Source organism: Halovenus aranensis, from assembly GCF_900100385.1.
In the GTDB taxonomy this organism is placed as follows: Archaea; Halobacteriota; Halobacteria; order Halobacteriales; family Haloarculaceae; genus Halovenus; species Halovenus aranensis.
Window position 1 is genome coordinate 226,266 of record NZ_FNFC01000003.1, and the last position, 18,934, is coordinate 245,199.

Consider the following 18,934-nt stretch of genomic DNA (forward strand, 5'->3'; position numbering starts at 1 on the left):
CAGTGTACAGGGCCGGTCGAATCGAGTGAGGAGAAACTTGTTCGTCAATGACAACCTGCACACTCTGTGACTTGCCGGCCGAGGACGGCATTACTGCGTCCGACGTAGACGGGGAATTCTGTTGCCGTGGCTGTCTCGAAGTGTACCGCAGACTCGGCGACGTAGATGTCTCCGAAGAGGAGGTACTCACCCAGGAGACAGACCGAACCGAGCAGTCCCACCCCGACACAGCGGAGACGGCATATCTGGCCGTCGACGGCATGCACTGCTCGACCTGTGAGGTGTTCCTCGAATCGGAGGCCTGTCGGCGAGACGGCATCTACGACGCCGAGGCAAGCTACGCGGCAGAGACGATCAAGCTCGTCTACGACCCCGAGGAACGAGCCGAGGGCGACCTCCTCGATGTCGTCTCCGGAATGGGGTACCACGCCCGCAAACGCGACGACCAACCCTACCAAGATGCCGGCGCGGTGAGTCGGCTGCTCGTCGGTGGCATCTTCGGGATGATGGTGATGACGTGGTACGCACTCTTTTTGTACCCGACGTATTTCGGCTACGACCCGGTCGTCGAGTTCGGGCAGTTCGACGGACTCTATCTCTACAGTCAGTTCGCGATTATGACCGGGATTATCATATTCTACACCGGCCGGCCGATGCTTCGGGGGGCCTACGTGAGCCTCCGGGCCGGGCGGCCAAACGTCGACCTGCTGGTGACGATTGCCGCACTCGCGGCGTTTACCTACAGCACTGCCCGGCTGCTCGTCGGTGGGACCGACTTCTATTATGACGTGAGCATCGTCGTCGTGCTCGCGGTGACCGTCGGGAACTTCTACGAGGAGCGAATCAAACGTCGGACCGCGGGCCTGCTCGCGGACCTGACGGAACTCCAGGTCGAAGAGGCGACACTCGAAGACGGCGAGACGATTCCAGTCGAGGAGATTTCGTCCGGAGACCGACTCCGTGTGGCACCTGGCGAGCGTGTTCCCGTCGACGGCACCGTCGAGGAAGGGACAGCGGCGGTCGACGAGTCTCTCGTCACCGGCGAGTCGATTCCCGAGACGAAGCGACCCGGAGACGAAGTCAGGGGCGGAACCGTGGTGACCGATGCCCCGCTGGTGGTGACGGCCGGTCCCGAGGGCGAGAGCACGCTCGACCGTGTGGTCGAACTGCTGTGGGACATCCAGGCCACCCGACCCGGCGCACAGCGGGTCGCCGACCGGCTGGCGACGGTGTTCGTTCCGCTGGTGTTAGTTCTGGGGGCGGGTATCGCGGCGTGGCTACTTCTCACCGGGTCTTCCCCGCGGGCCGCAGTCCTGACCGGGCTGACCGTCCTTATCGTCTCCTGCCCGTGTGCGCTCGGGTTGGCGACACCGCTCGCTGTCGCCTCGGGCCTCCAGTCGGCAGCGAGTAACGGCATCGTCGTCGCCACGCCAGAACTGTTCGAGCACGCGGGCGAGGTCGACACGCTCGTTCTCGACAAGACGGGGACGATTACCGACGGCGAGATGGCAGTCACGACAGCGACGAGCATCGACGGCGACGAAACAGACCTGCTCGCCCGGGCAGGCGCTGTCGAACAGTACGCCGAGCATCCGATTGCAGAGGCGATCGCCGAGACGGCGGACGATACGCGTCCGTCGGTCGACCTCGACACCTTCGAGTCTGAGACCCGCGGGGTCTCCGCGGTCGTCGACGGCGAGCGGGTCCTCGTCGGGCATCCGACGCTCTTTCGTGACCGAGACTGGACGGTCCCGGTGTCCCTGGAGGAGCCGCTGTCGGCCGTCCGCGAGCGTGGCAACGTCCCGGTCGTCGTCGGCTGGGACGAGCGTGCTCGCGGGGTCGTTGGAGTCGGCGACACCCCGAGAGAAGATTGGGAAGTCGTCGCGGAGTCGTTCGAGGACTGTGACGTCGTCGTGTTGACCGGCGACGACGGCGCGGGCGTCGAGCGGTTCCGCGACCACGAGGGGGTCGACGACGTGTTCGCGGGCGTGCCCCCGGACGGAAAAGCCGAGACCGTCCGACGGCTCGCGGCGACCGAGACGGTCGCGATGGTCGGTGACGGCAGTAACGACGCGCCCGCGCTCGCGGCGGCAGATGTGGGGATAGCGCTCGAAAGTGGCACTCAACTTGCGACCGACGCCGCCGACGCAGTCGTCCTCGAAGGCGACCTCCATCGCGTCCCTGCGGTCTTCGACATCGCATCCGGGACAAAGCGCCGGATTCGCGAAAACCTCGCGTGGGCGTTTCTCTACAACGCGATCGCGATTCCGCTGGCACTGGCACAGGTCATAAATCCGCTGTTTGCGGCCCTGGCAATGGCGACGAGCAGTCTGCTGGTCGTGGTGAACTCGGCGCGGACTCCCACAGACGCGACAGACACGCGGTCCGCGGCCGAGGCGCCAACAGAGGAGACCGCCCCCGCTTCTGGACAGACCACGGGCGTCGGTGACGCCCAGGGCGTCTGAGGCAATGGTGGGATTAATACGGTTGGTATCATAATATGGAGACAGACACACGTGACAGACGCGCTTGACCGCGACGCACATGTTCTCATCGTCGAAGACGAGGAGGACCTCGCAGATATGTACGCCGCGTATCTGAAAGACGAGTTTACAGTGAGCGTCGTCTACGGCGGCAAAGCGGCCATCGAGACGCTCGACGAGACGGTCGATATCGTGTTACTCGACCGGCGGATGCCGGTGGTCACCGGAAACGAAGTGCTGGCTCACATCGAGGAACAGGGGTTCGAATGCCGCGTGGCGATGGTGACGGCGGTCAACCCCGACTTCGACATTATCGACCTCAGAATCGACGATTACCTCGTCAAGCCGGTCTCACACGAAGATATTCGGCAGACCGTCGAGCGAATGCTCAAACTCGAAGCGTACAACGAGCACATGCAAGAACTCACTTCGAAGAAACTCAAGCGGAACGTCCTCGAAGTCGAGAAAACGCGAGCACAGTTGAGCGAGAGCGAGGAGTTCCAACGTCTCAACGAGGAAATCGACACATTAGAAGACGAAGTCGACTCGATTACCGCAGACCTCGACCCCGAAGGACTTCAGCGCTCGCGGTAGTCAGGAATCTTTTCGTTCGACGACATCGCCGAGCGTGTAACCGCCGGTAGCGTCGTCGCTTTCCCACTCGGTCTCGTCGCCTCCGCCACTCGTCGTCAGTGAGATATCGAGTCCGCGCTCCAGTTTCTCCCGCACCTCGTCTGCAGGAAGTGTCTCGCCGTGTTCGAGCTTCCGGATGAGACTGGCCTTCTCGTTGAGCTGTTTGGCGAGCTCGTCCTGTGTCAGGCCGGCGCTCTCACGAGCGTTTCGGATGCGCTCGTCGTAGTCTGGCGCTATCTCGTCCATCTCGTCGTAGATATCGCGGCGGCGGCCGCCACCCGTAGAGGTGCCACCGGTGCTGGTAGAACTGCTCGAGTCAGAGGAACTCGAACTACTCGTCGAGTATTTCGTCGACGTCGAGGACGATCCGGAGTCAGTCTTGACTTCGGTCCCGAATTCGGTACACTCGTCACAGACATCGAGTTCAGCCCCTTCGATCTTGACGCGGTTCGGACTGGCTGTCTCAGTCCCGCACATCTCACACTGGACCATATCTGCCTCTTGTATGTCCCGTCGCATAAATGGTGTGCTCGGATGTACCTCCGATACACCTTTTGGCGTCGGCGTTCCGGTCTCGGTATGGAGTTTGCCATTCTCGTCTACGACGGCTTCGACGACCTCGATGCGTTCGGTCCCTTCGAGGTGTTCAGTCACGCACAACGTGCCGGTGCTGACCTCCAGGCCGGGCTGTACACGCTCGAAGCAGCCGAAACCGTCGAGACAGCACACGGCCTCACCGTCAAACCTGACGGCGCCGTGCCAGACGCCCCCGATGTCGTCGTCGTACCGGGCGGGGGCTGGTCGACTGAGCGCACGGCGAGTGCGCGTGGTGAGTACGAGCGTGGGGAGATTCCCGAGGCGCTCGCGACCTATCACGAACAGGGAGCCGTAGTCGCCTCGGTCTGTACCGGCGCGATGTTACTCGCGAAGGCGGGCCTCACTGACGGTCGGCCGGCTATCACTCATCACTCGGCGCGTGCGGACCTCGACGCGAGCGGTGCCGAGATAGTTGCCCAGCGTGTCGTCGATGACGGCGACATAGTGACTGCTGGTGGCATCACGTCTGGCATAGACCTCGCACTGCACCTAGTCGGACGAGAGTTCGGCACAGAGATAGCCAAGCGCGTCGCCGAAACGATGGAGTACGAGCCTCAGGACAGTTCCTGCATCGAGTAGTAGAATCGCTGGGCAGCGGTCAGGTGACCGACGACAGCGAAGACAATCAGAAGTAAGCCGACGAGACCCACGTCGAACACAGTCATCTCGACGAAGGGAGCGAGGAGCGTAACCGCAGTCACGAGTGCGAGTCTGTCCGCGCGTCCGAGCAGGCCGCCGTAGACTCGCTCGATGCCGACGGCCTCTGCCTGCGTGCCGAGATACGAGGTCATCAACACGCCCGTGACGGCCACGAACCCGAGGAGGTAGTTCTCGATGCCGGTCGCGAGTCCACCGACGATGAGGATATCGGCATAACGGTCAAGCACGTGGTCGAACATATCACCCGAGAGCGATTCGACACCGAGTTCGCGCGCCAGCCCGCCGTCAAGCAGGTCGAGGATACCGTTGAGAACGACCAGAACGGCTCCGAGCAGGTAGAGAACCGGCCGGTCTCCCGCAAGTGCGAACGCGCCGCCGGCTGCACCCGCGACAAGGATGGCGACCACGCTGACCAGATTCGGCGTTAGCCCTACCCGCACCGCTCCCGTCACCAGAGGCTGCATCATCCGGTCGGCAAGGTCCCTGAACGCACTCAGTGTCATAGGTACTCAGTGTACGAGACAGTGCCCGCACTGGGTTCGCGGCGTCCGTCGACGACGGCGGTAATCTCGCGTGCGACCGCCTCGGGCGACAGGTCTGTCGTCGCTATCTCGTAGACCCTGTCTGTGCCGTGTGTCTCGACAGCCTCGGTGAGGACGACATCGAGGGCTTCGCTTTCGGCGTTTTCGGCCCGTGACTCCGCTTGTTTATCCCGCTGTGCGAGGCGTTCCTCCAGTGTCTCGGGATGGCAGCGACAGACGACAACGCGGTCGGCGTCGAAGTGGTGAGCGAGATGTGATTCGAAGACAACGTTCTCGCGGCCGGCCAGCCACTCACTGACGGCCTCGAAGTCGACGATTGCCGACTCGCGTTCCTCGTCGTACCCTGTCGTGAGCGACTCCCGGTCGATGACATCGTTGAGGTGGACCACCGACATCGACTCGTCGAGGTCGCCAGCAGCCGCCAGCCGCTCGACGGCCGTGGTCTTCCCCGTGCCGGGCGTCCCGGTGACGGCGACTCTCACCTATCAATCACCTCGTTCAGCGTGTCGACGGCCTCGGGCGTGCTCTCGCGGGTGCCACAGGTGATGCGGATGCACTCGGGAAGGCCGAAACTGGAGCAGTCTCGGATGATGATTCCCTCCTTCTGTGCCTCGGCAGCGACGCGTTCGGCGTCGCCGACTTCTGCGAGGACGAAGTTCCCACCGCTCTCCCAAGTCGGTGCGTCGAGCGTGTCGTGGATATACTCTCGCGCCCACCGCGCCGTTTCGACGGTCTTCTCGACGTGTTCGTCGTCTTCGAGTGCTGCAAGCCCGGCCCGGCAGGCGGGCAGGTTCACGGCAAAGGGAGTGTTCACGCGGTCGTAGGCGTCGGCCCAAGACTCCGGGACCAACCCGTAGCCCACCCTGAGACCTGCAAGGCCATACACCTTCGAGAAGGTTCGAAGGATTGCCACATCGTCGCGTTCTTCGACCAGGTCGCGAGCCGGCGGTGCATCGGTAAACTCGGCGTATGCTTCATCGACAATGACGAGTGTTTCCTCGTCTGTCTCCTGAGCCACCGTTTCGATGTCTTCGTAGGACATCTCGGAGCCAGTGGGGTTGTGTGGCGTCGTCAGGTAGATAATCCGGTGGTCGTCGTAGGCCGCAAGCACCGTCTCGGGCGTCTGTGCGAAGTCCTCAGCCTTCGAGAGCGTGTAGTTGTCGACGACGCCGTCGTGGTACCGGGCACTCATCGCGTAGTACGCAAACCCCGGCTCGGGAACGAGTACCCTCTCCCCTGGGTCGAGGAAGGCCCGCCCGAAGTAATCGAAGACACCGTCGCCGCCGGGACCGAGCCAAATCTGTTCAGTCTCCACATCCCACCGGTCGGCCAGCGCAGCCGCAAGGTCAGTATGTGCTGCCTTTGGATAGGTGTGGACTGACTCGGCGGCCGACTGAACTGCCTCGATGGCCCGCGGACTGGGGCCGAAAGGGTTCTCGTTCGAGGACAGTTTGACGAGTTCGTCGGGGTCGAGCCCGAGGTCGCGCGCGACTTCGTCGATGCCCCGTCCCGCCCGGTAGGGGACGTGCTCCGACAGGTCCCGTGGTTCCATGCCCGAAGGATACGTTCGACCGTTCTTAAGCGTGGTTATCCCGGGATGAAAACGATTTTTTCACCGCGGTACCCAGCCTCGGCCAGGGCGTGTGGCCTAGCGGATAGGGCGAGGGGTTCCTAACCCCTCGATCGCGGGTTCGAATCCCGCCACGCCCGTGTAGCGAACATCGTGAGCGAACCGGCATGGACGGAATTCGAAGTAGGGAGCTCGAGCGCAGCGAACACGTCCGACAGAGGGTCGAATCCCGCCACGGCTGTGTAGGGGGGAGCGACGACCGAACCGTCAGGGTAGTTTGAGACTTGCCTCCACAAAGAGGAGTCAGTCGGCGTCTGTGTCGTCTCGGAGGAGGCAGTTTCGGATATATCGCTCGAACTCACTCCGGCACGCTTCGAGTACCGACTCGTTGCTGGTGACTTTCTGTGTCGCCGTACCGACGAACATAACCTGAAACATGGCCGCAGTTTCTTCGGGGTCCACCTCCTGGAACACGCCTTGCTCGATACCAGACCTGATTAGATATTCGACGTGTCTGGATGTGAACCGGTCGGTGCGAGTGAAATACTCTCGGTATCGCTCGTCGTGTGCGGCTTCGGCCCGGAGTTCGACCATCGCTCGCGAGAAATCTTCGTCGGTCAAGATGCCACCGGACAGAAACATCGTATCGAGCACCAGCTCGATGTGCTCGTCGGCCCCTTCGCCGGTCCGGAGTGGAAACTGCTCTTCGGCCTGACTGAGCATGAACTCCAGAAAGTCGAGCAGGAGTTCGTCTTTTCCGTCGTAGTGGTGATACAGCAGCGACTTGCTCTTTGGAAACTTATCGCTAATTTTCTGAATTGTGATATCGCTGTACCCGTGTTCACAGAAGGCCTCGTAGGTGGCTTTCAGTATCTCTTCGCGCGTATCTTCGGGCTCCTCGAAAAACGAGACGGAGTCGTTCATCGTTCTGTATCACCCCTGGTCCTGCGTCGGCTGGCACCCTTCTCTATCGAGACGAGTACTGCCCGTTCGTTGAGACCCATCTAGCAGAGCTACTGTGTTCATTGGTCTTTAGCTTTGTGCTCCGTATGTAAAATACTGACTGAATAGTTAGTTACAGTGCTTACAGCAACCTTGATATCAGGTGCTATCGGCGTCAGTATACAAAAGGCATATATGCAGACTGAATAAATGTTCAATCAAGATGCGAACGAGTGAACGTAGCGAGCCAGACCACAGTCAGTTGGCAGGTCGTCACGACACAGCGGAGGGGAGCAGTGGATGAGCGTCCCAGACCGCCTCTCGGAGATTGTTACGGGACACAGTCGGGCAGTTATCGCCCTCATGTTAGTCGTAACCGTCCTCGCAGGCGCGGGAGCGGGGATGGTCGAACAGTCGTCGTCACTCGACCAGTTCCAGAGTGACACCGAAGAGGCAGAGAAGCTGACCTACATCGAGGATAACTTCGCGACCGGCTCGGAGAATACCTCGACTGCACAGGTCATCGTGCGGGGCGAGAATACACTCTCGAAAGACTCGCTAGTCGAGACACTCCACCTGCAGCAGTCGTTCCGAGAGAACGAGACAATCAGTCAGACGCTGTCGACAGAGCGTCCGACAGTTGGCGTCGCGAACCTGGTAGCAACGTCGGCCATTCTCGGCGAACAACGGCAGGAACTCCAGTCACTTGCCACGGAGTTCGAGCAGCTGAATGCGACGGTACAAAAGGAGCGGGCTGCACTCGCACGCCGACAGGCAGCGCTGAACACCACGCGACAGGCGCTCCGGACCGCGCTCGAATCGCTTCAAGAAGACCAGGCCACATCGCCACGCGAGACGTTCGAAGGGGTTCGCGAGCGTACCGCAGTGGAGCTTGACGAGACGCAGTACGATACGTTCAACCGCTCTGTCCAGTTGTTGCGGCGTGCCACCGACGAGGCAGAGATCGAGCGCGCGTACAAACAGGGCACGCAAGGCGTTCTCGCCGACGAGTACGAGACGCTCGAACAGCGCAGCCAGCAACTCGAAGCGGACGGAGAGCGGTTGCGGGCGCTTGGGTCCGAACTCGAACAGCGTCAGTCGAAGCTGGAGAACACGTCCCCCTCGATTGGCGACCAGATTGAGGCTATCGAGTCCCTGAACGCGACACAGTACGAGCGCGCGCTCATGTCGGTGCTGGGGGGCGACTCGAACGGCCAGCTCAGTGGGCTCGGATTCATGCCCACCGACTACGAGCCGGGTTCGGCGAGCGCGAACGCGACCATGCTCCTTGTCACTCACCAGACGAGCGGCGAGGGACAGGCAGGGGCAGCGTCCCAGCAGCTTATCGACGCCCAGCTGACGATGCAGTCGATGTCGACCGACCAGATTGGGGCCGGTGACTCCGAGGTCATCGTCTTCGGGACCGGCATCATGAGCGACGAAATCAACAATTCGATGGGCGACAGTCTGGCGATTGTCGGGCCGTTGGCGCTTATTTTCGTCGTCGTTGCGCTGGTCGTCGCCTATCGGGATTTCCTCGATATCCTGCTTGGCCTGTTCGGCATCGGTGCCGTTCTCATCTGGACGTTCGGGTTCATGGGCTGGGCCGGCATCGACTTCAATCAGATGTTCATCGCGGTACCAGTCCTTCTCATCGGACTCTCTATCGACTACGCCATCCACATCTTCATGCGCCATCGCGAACAGCGCCAGGAGAATGGCGCATACAGCGACGACGACGTTCGCGGCTCGATGCGGACGGCGCTGGCCGGCGTCGGGATTGCGCTCGTCCTCGTGACGGCCACGACCGCAATCGGCTTCCTCTCGAATCTCACGAGCCCGGTCCCGCCAATTCAGGACTTCGGTATCGTGAGTGCAGTCGGTATTACCGCCGCGCTGTTGATATTCGGTATTCTGATTCCCGCGGTGAAAATTGAGGTCGATAGCGTCCTCGAAAACCGCGGCATCTCCCGGCAAAAGCGCGCGTTCGGGACGGGCAACGGGCGGTTCAGTAGCGTCCTCTCGGCCGGCGCAACCGCCGCGAAGAAGGCACCGGTCGTCATCCTCCTCCTCGCATTGCTCGTGAGCGCAGGCGGTGCGTACGGTGCCAGCCAGGTCGATACCAGCTTCAATCAGGAAGACTTCATCGCCGAGGACCCGCCCGCGTGGACGGACAATCTCCCCGAACCGTTCGCACCGGGCGAGTATTCGATGAAAGAGAACTTGGAGTTCGTCAATCAGAATTTCGTCCGCGAGGACTCACAGGCACAACTCCTCTTTGAAGGAGACGTGACAGACCCAGAGACGTTACAACGTCTGTCAGACGCACAGCGTGACGCAGCCGAGAGTGATGTTGTCGTCACGCTGTCGGGTGGCGGGGCAGACCTACAGGGGCCGTTACAGACCATGCAACAGGTCGCGGCCGAGAATGAGACGTTCAACGCCACCTTCACCGCGGCCGACACCGACGGCGACATGGTGCCAGACCAGAACGTCGAGCAGGTCTACGACGCGCTCTTTACCGTTGCCCCACAAGAGGCGGGGAACGTCATCTACCGGTCTGACGACGGCTATCAGGCTGTGCGGATGGTCGTCTCGACCAGCGGCACCGCCGCAATGAGTGACGTGCGAAGCGAGATGGCAGCGATCGCCGACAACTTCGACAGCGGCGGGCTCGAAACGACCGCGACCGGACAGATAATCCTCTTCGATATCGTACAGGACCAACTGTTCGACACGGTCGTCGAGAGCCTGCTCATCACGCTGGTCGCCGTCTTCGCGTTCCTGATGGTGACTTACCGGATTACCGACGGGAGTGCGATGCTGGGCGCGGTAACGCTGTTGCCGGTGTTGTTCAGCGTCACGTGGATTCTCGGGACGATGTACGTCCTCGAAATCCCGTTCAACGTCATGACCGGCATGATTACGAGCCTGACCGTCGGGCTCGGTGTCGCCTACAGTATTCACATGAGTGAGCGGTACAAGCTCGAACTCGACCGAACCGGGTCTGTCTGGGAAGCAATGTCGCGGACGGTAACCGGGACCGGCGGCGCGCTACTTGGCAGTGCTGCGACGACTGTCGGCGGCTTTGGCGTGCTCGCCTTCGCCATCCTGCCACCCCTCCAGCAGTTCGGCATCATCACGGGGATGACCATCATCTACGCGTTCCTCGCGAGCGTGCTCGTTCTCCCCAGTCTGCTCGTCCTCTGGACGAAATACTTCGGTCCGGCGGCCTCGTTCGAACTCTCGCCCGAAGAGACGGCCACGCCGACTGCAAGCGACGGCGGTCGACCGAACGAGCGCGAGGAGTAACGCAGCGAGACTACTCAGGGGACCGTACCGTCCATCGGCCCCTGGTACCATCGTCCCGTCTCAGTTCCACAGTCCGTACAGCGCGCAACGACGGCAGATTCGTTGTCCGCGCTGTCGAGGCTGTTGTCGGTCTTCTGGTCGCAGTGCTGGCAGTAACGCAGTGTGACCTGAGTGCCGGACTCCTGGGGTGCACCGAGTGCCAGTGCAACGACCGTCTCGTCGCCGTAGTTCCAGCCCCGCTGGAACTCTTCTCGCCCGAATCTGATGAGTTCGCCGGCGCCGACTTCGACATCACCGTCGTCGGTCTCGAACGTCGCCGTGCCGTTCTGGATGTAGAACACCTCTTCCTGGAGTTCGTGGCTGTGGTAGGCGAACGCGAAACTGTCGCCAGGTTCGAGTTCGTAGTAGTTGAGCGCGACATCTGTCAGACCGAGCGCGTCGGTGAGTCGGCATATTCGGGCTGCTGGCTGGATGCTGTTCTCGAGTTCGTCGATACTGACTGTCTCCATACGGTCGCTTCACGACCGAGCGGTAAAATCTATCCCCGTCGCCGGTGGAGGCGAGACCGGGGCAATGTTTATTACTACGCTGTAGCAAGGTCAGGCTGTCTCTGAGTTATGTCGAACGACACCGACCACGCCAATCAGCCGTCCGACGACCTCGAAGATCTCGAATCTTACTACGACGACCTCGACGACGGTGCTGGCTGTGTCGAGATATGGGAACATATCGACGACCGTCGGGACGACTGACGGTGACTCAGGCAGGCCGTACCCGCGGGCACAGAGTTTGGTCGCCACCTCTCGTGGATTCTGGCAGAGCCGTGTCAGTGAGACGGTTCGCGGTGGTGCCCGGTCGACTGCTGGCGGTCAGTTCACACTGAGGCGACAGCCGTCTGTGCGGGGAAACAGTATAGTGTCGCGAGCCAGAGGTGTAACCAATGACTGAGTACCTCCGTGAGATATTGAGTGAGCGGCAAGTCTCGACGACAGAGGACGCCCGAGCCGAACACAGCGGGGACTGGGCCACACTCTCGGAGTGGGTCACACCAGACCCTGTCGAGCCCGACGTGGTAGTCTATCCCGAAACGACTCCAGAGGTCGCGGCGGTGCTCGAAGCGGCCACCGAGCGCGGAGTTCCCGTTACGCCGTACGCCGCCGGAACGAGCCTGGAAGGGAACCCCGTCCCGGTCCACGGCGGAATCAGTATGGACTTGACACGGATGGATAGCGTACTCGACATCCGGCCCGAGGACTTCCAGATTGACGTCGAGCCGGGGGTCATGGGGCCAGCAGTACAGGAGGCAGCCGGCGACCACGGCCTTTTTTTCCCGCCACTCCCCTCTTCGGGCGATATCTCGACAATCGGCGGGATGATTGCGAACGCCGCGAGCGGGATGGAGACGGTGAAATACGGCGAAGTGGCAGACTGGGTACTGGAACTCGAAGTCGTTTTAGCCGATGGCTCGGTCATCACGACCGGGTCGAAAGCACCCAAAACGTCGGCGGGATACAACCTCCGTGACCTGTTTGTCGGGAGCGAGGGAACCCTGGGTGTCGTGACCCGGGCGACACTCGAACTCGCAGGACGGCCGGCACAACAGCGGGGCGGACGCGCTATCTTTTCGACGCTGGCGGACGCGACAGCCGCGGTCAAAGACGTGGTCACCGCTGGGGTCGACGTAGCGAAAATAGAGCTGATGGACACCACCGCCGCACAGATGTCGAACGCCTACACCGGGGCGTCGCTCCCGGACGCGCCGATGGTCTTTCTGGAGTTTCACGCCGACCACAACGTCGACGACGAGATTACATTCTGTCGGGACGTTATCGAAACACACGACCCAGAGACATTCGAGACTGCGAGCGACGACCGAATGGCCGACCTCTGGGAGGCACGAACCGAGCTGGCGTACGCGCTCTCGGAGTACGACCCGGACCGCCAGCCACTCCATGCCGGAGACGTGACAGTGCCAATCAGTGAGTACGGGTCGGTAATCGAGTACGCCAAACAGCGCGGCGACGAAGCCGACCTGCCCGTCGCCTGTTTCGGACACGCCGGTGACGGTAACATCCACTACGCCGTGCTCGTCGACGACGATGACGACGGGGAGGTCGAGCGCGGCAAGAGGGTCTACGCAGACGTAGTCGACCGAGCGATAGCTGTCGGTGGGACCGCAACCGGCGAACACGGCGTCGGCCGGGGCAAGCGCCGGTACCTCGTCGACGAACACGGTGAAGCCACGGTCGAAGCGATGCGTGCAATCAAGCGGGCGCTCGACCCGACAGACACGCTCAACCCCGGCAAGATGTTTCCCGAAACGGCAGACGACGGCCGGCTCCGAGAGCCAGAGAACTAGGGACAGAGAGTGCCAAACAGCGAGTCGACCTGTGCTCGCGTTCGCGACAGCGACTCGGAGTTGTCGACTTGGTCGTAATCGAGTTCGAGCGGGTCGAACTCGTCTTTGAACTGCCGGTAGATTGCGGCGTCAGCATCGCTGATATCGTCGCGTGATTCGATTCGGTGTTCGACGACAGCAGGGTCACAGACCACTCGAATCAGCTGGAACTGGACGCCGACGTTCTCGGCGAGTCGTTTCGTTCGCTTCCGGTGGGCGTCGTCGGCAAAGGTTGCATCGAGCACGACCGGCTCGCCGTTCCGGAGATGGCGTTCTGTTCGGGTAAACAGCTCGTCGTAGACGCGTTCACGCTCAGCGTCGGTGTATTCCGGGTCGTCGATAATCTCTTTTCGAATGGCATCAGTCCGCAGTCGCACCGCGTCCAGACAGTCGGTCAGATACGAGGAGACGGTCGACTTACCGACCCCCGGGAGCCCACAGACCGCAACCACTGCGTGGCCGTGTTCGCCCATCATTTCAGCAGAGATTCACTCATGCGGTCTGGGAAGCCGGTAATCAGTTCCCAGAGACCCATCTTCTGTTCGTCCGAGCGCAGGCGCGAGCGGAGTCGCTGACTGAAGATTTCGACAGAGATGACAAGCACGAAGATACAGATGAGTGTCGCCATCACGTGGTCGAAGTTGAACAGGCCACGCTCAACGTCGACAACCTCACCGAGTCCGCCAGCGCCGAAGGCACCGAGCGTGACTGCGATGCGAACGTTGATTTCGAGGATGTACAGCGTCCAGGCGATGAAACTCGTCCGGACCTGGCTTATCATCCCGAAAAAGACCCGCTGTGGGTAGTTCGCACCGGCCATGTCCATGGCTTCGATTGGCCCTTCCTCAATTTCTTCGAGTTCGTCGACGAACAGTCGGCCAAGATTTCCGACGGTGTCGACGGCGATTGCGAACGTCGCAGATGCGGGGCCGAGCCCGGCGAACGGAATCAGGATAAGCAGCCAGATAATTGCCGGAATCGACCGGATGGCCGACATCGTCCCACGGAACAGGAAGTTGAACGGGAACGGAGTCACTCGCTCTGACCCGAGAGTACCGAAGGTCAACGCGAGCGGGAACCCCATAATCGTCCCGGCAAGCCCCATCGCGAGTGTGATGCCTGCCTGCCCGAACATATCGAACATTCCGAGGCCGTCGAAGAAAAACGCCATCGGGTCGCCGAACAGTTCGAAGAACTTGTCCGAATCAAAGATGAGGTTGTTCTCCAGAATGTAGTCGAGATACTCGCCGAAGTCGATGAACGGAACGACGCCGAAGTAATCGGTCGTCGGGAAGAAGTCACCGAGACTGTCGATAAAGAAGTCAATCTGATAGTTTTCGTCCGGCAGCCGAACCGCAAAGATTGCCTGTACGAACAGAAATCCGACAACGCCAATCGTCGCTAGCCAGCCGAGCGCTCGGCGTTTTCGCGCCCGCCGTATCTTCTCAAGTGCGCCAGCGACCTCTTTGTCGGGTGACTGCTCGTCATCTGGCGTCTCCGGCGGCGTCTGTGTGGCCGTGCCGCCGTCGGCCTGGAGTGTGTCGCTCTCGGAGTCAGTGTCGTCGGTCATGGCGCCACCTCTTCGTCGAGCGATGTGGCCTGTTCATCCGCCGTCGTGCCGACGAACATACCTTCGGTTTCGATGTCACCGTAGATGTCGTCCACGACGTCGATTGTCAGTTCATCGCGGTAGCCGTCGAATACTTTCTTACCGTCCCGCAGTCCGATGAAACGCTCACCGAACTTGCGTGCAAGATTGACCTGGTGGAGGCTGCTCAGTGCAGTCAGGTTCCGGTCTTCGGCGGCAGTCTGGAGATACCGCATCACCTGCTGGGCGCTGCCAGGGTCGAGACTCGAGACCGGTTCGTCGGCCAGCAAAACGTCGGGCTGTTGTACCAGCGCGCGTGCAATCCCGACGCGCTGTTGCTGTCCGCCGCTCATCCGGCGTGCCTTCTGTTGGGCCTCATCGAGCAGGTCGACAGTCTTGAGAGCCTCCAGTGCCTGCTGTTTTTCGGCAGTATCCTGAACCCGAAGAAAGCTCTTGAGAAAGCCATAGCGTGTGATAGAGCCAGAGAGCGCGTTGCCGTAGGCCGACATGTCGTCGATAATGTTGTGCTGCTGGAAAATCATCGCCACCTCCTTGCGTGGTCCGTGGACTGGTGTGCCGTCGACCAGGATTTCGCCTGCTGTCGGCTCCGTGAGCCCTGACAGACAGCGGAGCAAGGTCGATTTTCCAGAGCCGGACACGCCGAGCACGACGACGAACTCGCCATCCTCGATGGTGAACGATACGTCGTCGAGTGCAACGGTCTCTCCGTACTCTTTTGTCAGTTCGTCAACTTCTATTCGGACCATAGATAGTTCTGGTGGGTGCGGAGTTACTTAGATGTCGCCGACTTCGACGTCGAGCTGGCTGAGAACCTCCTCAATTGGCTCGTAGTCTGATTCGGAGCCCTCTTTGATGTTGGTGAACCAGAGTTCCTCGCCGTCGTAGTCATCACCGTGGGTGAACGCGTCTCCGCCCGGTTCTGCGTTGATGAGCGTGGACTCGACCTCAGAGCGGATGTCTCCCTCCCAGTCAGCACGGGCCATGATAGGCGCACGCGGGAGCGGTGCAGAGACCGACAGGAGGTTGAGCTGTGGGTCCGCTTCGCCAGCCCCGTCGTACTCGGCAGAGAGTTCGGAGAACTTGTCGGACATCTCGTCGAACTGCTTTTGGGGTACGTGGGGTGCTGTCGAGAACGCGCCGGTCGCTGCGGCAGCAATCGACGGGTCGTTGACCATCTGTTTCCGTGCCGTCGTGTGGTCGGAGTAGCGAGCCGTGAACGCCGGCGGGTCGCCCTGCGGAGCCGAACCAACGTCGAGCCCTGCCTTCTGAAGCATCAGCATCGGAACCAGCGTTCCCGAGGTCGACGTCTGTGCACCGAAGGCAATCGTCTCACCTTCGAGGTCAGAAAGCTGTTCCATGCCGCTGTCTGTCGTCGTCGTGATAAGCGAGAAGTACTTGTCCGAGCCGTAGGCCTCTCGGATACCGACGACATCGGCGATACCGTCGGTCGCTGCCGGGACGAACGGAGACGTATCCGCGAGCTCGACGCCGCCACGTCGCAGCTCCTGTGTCGTCGCCGTGTAACTTGCTGCGCGAACTGGTTCGACCTCGACCGGAAGCTCGCTCTCGAGGTAGTCGAAAATCGGCTGGTACTGCGCCTCGATTTTCACGTCTGCCTCTGCCGGATTGAGCGCGAACCCTATCGTCGACGTCGTGTCTTCGGTGGTGTCTCCCCCGTCGCTGCTGTCACCGCCGTCTTCGCCGTCTGCCCCGTCACTGCTATCACTGCCGTCGTCGCCGTCACTGCCGTCGTCGCCGTCATCCCCACCGATACAGCCGGCGAGGAGACCGGTGCCCGCAAGTCCTGTTGTTGCGATGAATTTGCGACGCGTTTCTTTCCGGTTGGCACGCTTATCTGCCATTCTGGATAATACCTCTTGTCCGCCACCAATATATCTTTCTAATATATTACCTCTGTCAGTCGTTTTTATGTTGTTGTCTACCGAGTGGTATTGGTAGGGGGTATCAATATATAGCACTATATACAATCTGCCATCTGTGGGAGTTTGTTACTAGATGCCGTTATGCCGTCGTCATGCCGCCACCAGACAGGATATAGAACGTTCGTTCGGCCAGTTGTACGACCCCGTAGGCTGTGCTCTATCGCCGGCTACAGAGATTGCCGGCGACACTATGGCCACAGGGTTGAAAGATTACTGTGCGTATCACGGAGTACTATAAGACACTATTTATTTCGACACCGCAAGAACAGCATCTGTGTTGAGAGCGGAGGTATTTTGCCCTCGCCCCTCACAGCCTCAGCCGTGGGACTGTACGACAGGTACCTCGCTAGCCGTGTCCGGTTCGCCGGTCAGAGCCTCCCAGAGACCGTCGCGCTCGTCATCACAGAGCGTGACTTGCTGGAAGATGGCGCGTATGAAACGATGTCACAGTTTCTGGCGTGGGCGTTCGAGTACGGAGCCAAACAGGTCGTCGTCTACGTCAGTGTTCTCGACGAGGAGGCAATTCCGACCCTCGAAAGCGAGTTTCAGCGGGTCGAAACGCCTCGGGAAGTCGCCGTTCGGACCCCGGATGACGGCAGACAGGTCGAAACACCCGTCCAGGTGAGTATCGGTCTTGGCGGGAAACACGAGTTTGCCACCGCAGTCCAGGGCATTGCGGCCGACGTCGACGCCGGCCATCTCGACCCCGAGGACGTGACCGAAGAAGACATCGAGGAGCGACTCATCTTCCCGACAGCGCCCGACTTGGTCATCAAGACCGGCGCAGAGCGCCTCTCTGATTTTATGATATGGCAGTCGGTGTACTCGGAGCTGTATTTCACTGACGTGAACTGGCGGAATTTCAGAAAGCGGGACTATCTTCGCGCACTCAGAGATTATCAGGACAGACAGCGACGGTTCGGCGAGTGAGCGTCAGTCGGCAGGTTCACTCTCAGTGGGCTGACCCGGTGGCTCTTGTTCCGCAACCGGAAGCGCATTCCGGAATCGCCGGAACGTCTGTCTGGCGTCCGGACAGGTGTCTGGTCCGAGCACATGGAGTAACTCCTGTGCGCGACGCGCACGCGACTGTCGCCACATTCGCTCGCGGTGTTCGTAGGTTCGAATCGCCCGAAGGAAGTCGATTTTGCTGAACTCCGGCCAGTACGGCGTCGAAAAGTAGACAGCAGCCTCGTTGCCGTTTGCCTGCCAGGGCAGGAAATTCGAGGTTCGCTCGTCGCCACCGCTCCGAAGGATGAGGTCGACGTCACGAGTCGGGCCCTCGTACAGTGCGCTTTCGACAGTCTCGACCCCGATATCGGCCGGTTCGAGGTCGTTATCGTCGACCTGTCGGGCGATATTGCGCGTCGCAGTGAGCAACTCCGCGCGCCCACCGTACGCGAGTGCGATGTTGAGATGGAGACAATCGTAGTGTTCAGTTTGGTCTTCGGCGTAGTCGATAGCCTCTCGAACCCGCTCAGGGAGGCGCTGTGTCTCACCGATAGCGCGGATGTGGACACCCTGTTCGTGGACGCGGTCGGCGTCGGCGAACTCCCGGAGCTTCGAGGCAATGAGGTCGAACAACTCTTCGCGCTGCTGTTCTGGCCTATCGAAGTTCTCCGTCGAGAACGTATACAGTGTCACCTCTTCGACCCCGAACTCGTCACACCACTCCAGAAGCGCTTCTGTCGTGTCCGCTCCTTCCCGGTGTCCCTGTGTTGGGTTTTCACCTTGCTGGCTTGCGTACCGACGGTTCCCGTCCTGAATGACGGCGACGTGAGTGGGCGTGCTTGAAATCTCGTGTTCGAGGACGCGTTCGTAGAGCGACTCGAGCCACTCACGCGGACGTGCAACCATTCTCTCACCTGATTTTTCGGGTGACTGAATAAGAGTTTTGTGCATTGGTCTTTAGCTAAGCCTCACCTCTAGGTTGTGTAGCGGTAACGAGTCTCTCTTGTAAGATCGGTCGTTGCTGGTGAATCTTCTGCGCATCTTCGATCAGTCGTTCTAACAGCGGTGGCGGCGAGTAACCGAGGTACTCACCCAACTCGTGGAGGAGGAGTTGGGCGTGCGACCGGAAGGTCGCCGCCCAGCGTTCTGGTGGAAACACGATCTCGTCATCTGCGACAACGGTGAGCAGATCCAACAAATCACGGCTCACTAACAGCGACAGCAACGCTGCGTACAGCAGAATCTCGACAACATGGGATTTGCTCGTAGTGAACTCATCCAGTTCGTACTGCGTCTT

General features: G+C 60.7%; 18 protein-coding genes, 1 tRNA gene and 1 pseudogene. 8 read left to right on the forward strand and 12 right to left on the reverse strand.

The window, feature by feature from the left end; translation table 11 throughout:
* Nucleotides 1-47 precede the first annotated feature (47 nt).
* Together BLR34_RS04710 and BLR34_RS04715 are read left to right on the forward strand one after the other, a co-directional pair.
* Nucleotides 48-2,465, forward strand: a complete 2,418-nt coding sequence (locus BLR34_RS04710) for a heavy metal translocating P-type ATPase (protein WP_092699950.1) — start codon at nt 48-50, stop codon at nt 2,463-2,465.
* 51 nt (nt 2,466-2,516) lie between these two features.
* Nucleotides 2,517-3,077 carry a response regulator gene (locus tag BLR34_RS04715; RefSeq protein WP_092699952.1) on the forward strand — a complete coding sequence of 187 codons (561 nt, stop codon included), beginning with the start codon at nt 2,517-2,519 and terminating at the stop codon, nt 3,075-3,077.
* On the opposite strand, the gene BLR34_RS04720 is transcribed toward BLR34_RS04715, so the two are convergent.
* On the reverse strand, nt 3,078-3,608 hold the full coding sequence (locus BLR34_RS04720; protein WP_092699954.1) for a multiprotein bridging factor aMBF1: 531 nt from the start codon (nt 3,606-3,608) through the stop codon (nt 3,078-3,080).
* A gap of 87 nt (nt 3,609-3,695) precedes the next feature.
* Between BLR34_RS04720 and BLR34_RS04725 the strand changes: the two genes are divergently transcribed.
* The gene (locus BLR34_RS04725; protein WP_092699956.1) at nt 3,696-4,292 is read left to right on the forward strand and encodes a DJ-1/PfpI family protein; all 597 of its coding nucleotides are present in this window, start codon (nt 3,696-3,698) and stop codon (nt 4,290-4,292) included.
* Here the strand turns inward: BLR34_RS04725 and BLR34_RS04730 are convergent.
* The 3 genes from BLR34_RS04730 to hisC are packed head-to-tail and all read right to left on the reverse strand — an operon-like array spanning nt 4,268 to nt 6,467.
* Nucleotides 4,268-4,876, reverse strand: a complete 609-nt coding sequence (locus BLR34_RS04730) for a CDP-alcohol phosphatidyltransferase family protein (RefSeq protein WP_092699958.1) — start codon at nt 4,874-4,876, stop codon at nt 4,268-4,270. The two genes, BLR34_RS04725 and BLR34_RS04730, sit on opposite strands and share 25 nt — an antisense overlap.
* Nucleotides 4,873-5,397 carry an adenylate kinase family protein gene (locus BLR34_RS04735; protein ID WP_092699960.1) on the reverse strand — a complete coding sequence of 175 codons (525 nt, stop codon included), beginning with the start codon at nt 5,395-5,397 and terminating at the stop codon, nt 4,873-4,875. The genes BLR34_RS04730 and BLR34_RS04735 overlap by 4 nt, the downstream gene beginning before the upstream one ends.
* The gene (gene hisC, locus BLR34_RS04740; protein ID WP_092699962.1) at nt 5,394-6,467 is read right to left on the reverse strand and encodes a histidinol-phosphate transaminase; all 1,074 of its coding nucleotides are present in this window, start codon (nt 6,465-6,467) and stop codon (nt 5,394-5,396) included. Before hisC ends, BLR34_RS04735 begins: the two co-directional genes overlap by 4 nt.
* An 85-nt stretch (nt 6,468-6,552) precedes the next feature.
* On the opposite strand from hisC, the gene BLR34_RS04745 reads away from it, so the two are divergent.
* Nucleotides 6,553-6,625: transfer RNA gene (locus tag BLR34_RS04745), tRNA-Arg, on the forward strand.
* Nucleotides 6,626-6,788: 163 nt separating this feature from the next.
* Here BLR34_RS04745 and BLR34_RS04750 read toward each other — a convergent pair.
* On the reverse strand, nt 6,789-7,409 hold the full coding sequence (locus BLR34_RS04750; RefSeq protein WP_092699964.1) for a TetR/AcrR family transcriptional regulator: 621 nt from the start codon (nt 7,407-7,409) through the stop codon (nt 6,789-6,791).
* A gap of 318 nt (nt 7,410-7,727) precedes the next feature.
* Between BLR34_RS04750 and BLR34_RS04755 the strand changes: the two genes are divergently transcribed.
* Entirely contained in the window at nt 7,728-10,739 is a 3,012-nt protein-coding gene (locus BLR34_RS04755) for an MMPL family transporter (RefSeq protein WP_092699966.1), read from the forward strand.
* Nucleotides 10,740-10,753: 14 nt separating this feature from the next.
* Here BLR34_RS04755 and BLR34_RS04760 read toward each other — a convergent pair whose 3' ends face one another.
* Nucleotides 10,754-11,248, reverse strand: coding sequence for a cupin domain-containing protein (locus BLR34_RS04760; RefSeq protein ID WP_092699968.1), 495 nt, complete (start codon nt 11,246-11,248; stop codon nt 10,754-10,756).
* A gap of 108 nt (nt 11,249-11,356) precedes the next feature.
* On the opposite strand from BLR34_RS04760, the gene BLR34_RS17495 reads away from it, so the two are divergent.
* A complete protein-coding gene (locus BLR34_RS17495) occupies nt 11,357-11,491 on the forward strand; it encodes a hypothetical protein (RefSeq protein ID WP_281240901.1) in 135 nt (44 codons plus the stop codon).
* A gap of 188 nt (nt 11,492-11,679) precedes the next feature.
* The gene (locus BLR34_RS04765; protein WP_092699970.1) at nt 11,680-13,098 is read left to right on the forward strand and encodes an FAD-binding oxidoreductase; all 1,419 of its coding nucleotides are present in this window, start codon (nt 11,680-11,682) and stop codon (nt 13,096-13,098) included.
* Here the strand turns inward: BLR34_RS04765 and BLR34_RS04770 are convergent.
* The 4 genes from BLR34_RS04770 to BLR34_RS04785 are packed head-to-tail and all read right to left on the reverse strand — an operon-like array spanning nt 13,095 to nt 16,608.
* Nucleotides 13,095-13,610 carry a P-loop nucleotide/nucleoside kinase family protein gene (locus tag BLR34_RS04770; RefSeq protein ID WP_245683175.1) on the reverse strand — a complete coding sequence of 172 codons (516 nt, stop codon included), beginning with the start codon at nt 13,608-13,610 and terminating at the stop codon, nt 13,095-13,097. The two genes, BLR34_RS04765 and BLR34_RS04770, sit on opposite strands and share 4 nt — an antisense overlap.
* Nucleotides 13,610-14,707 (reverse strand): PhnE/PtxC family ABC transporter permease, encoded by a 1,098-nt coding sequence (locus tag BLR34_RS04775; protein ID WP_092699974.1) that lies wholly within the window; start codon nt 14,705-14,707, stop codon nt 13,610-13,612. The genes BLR34_RS04770 and BLR34_RS04775 overlap by 1 nt, the downstream gene beginning before the upstream one ends.
* Nucleotides 14,704-15,492 carry a phosphonate ABC transporter ATP-binding protein gene (locus BLR34_RS04780; protein WP_092699976.1) on the reverse strand — a complete coding sequence of 263 codons (789 nt, stop codon included), beginning with the start codon at nt 15,490-15,492 and terminating at the stop codon, nt 14,704-14,706. The genes BLR34_RS04775 and BLR34_RS04780 overlap by 4 nt, the downstream gene beginning before the upstream one ends.
* Before the next feature lie 27 nt (nt 15,493-15,519).
* Nucleotides 15,520-16,608: a PhnD/SsuA/transferrin family substrate-binding protein gene (locus BLR34_RS04785; RefSeq protein ID WP_092699978.1), complete on the reverse strand. Its 1,089-nt coding sequence runs from the start codon at nt 16,606-16,608 to the stop codon at nt 15,520-15,522.
* A gap of 402 nt (nt 16,609-17,010) precedes the next feature.
* Here BLR34_RS04785 and BLR34_RS04790 point away from each other — a divergent pair, with 402 nt between their 5' ends.
* The gene (locus tag BLR34_RS04790; protein ID WP_092699981.1) at nt 17,011-17,619 is read left to right on the forward strand and encodes an undecaprenyl diphosphate synthase family protein; all 609 of its coding nucleotides are present in this window, start codon (nt 17,011-17,013) and stop codon (nt 17,617-17,619) included.
* Nucleotides 17,620-17,622: 3 nt separating this feature from the next.
* Here the strand turns inward: BLR34_RS04790 and uppS are convergent, their stop codons facing one another.
* The gene (uppS, locus tag BLR34_RS04795) at nt 17,623-18,543 is read right to left on the reverse strand and encodes a polyprenyl diphosphate synthase (protein WP_092699983.1); all 921 of its coding nucleotides are present in this window, start codon (nt 18,541-18,543) and stop codon (nt 17,623-17,625) included.
* A 55-nt stretch (nt 18,544-18,598) separates the two neighbouring features.
* Nucleotides 18,599-18,934 (reverse strand): annotated as a pseudogene (locus tag BLR34_RS04800) (IS4 family transposase); the annotation flags it as partial.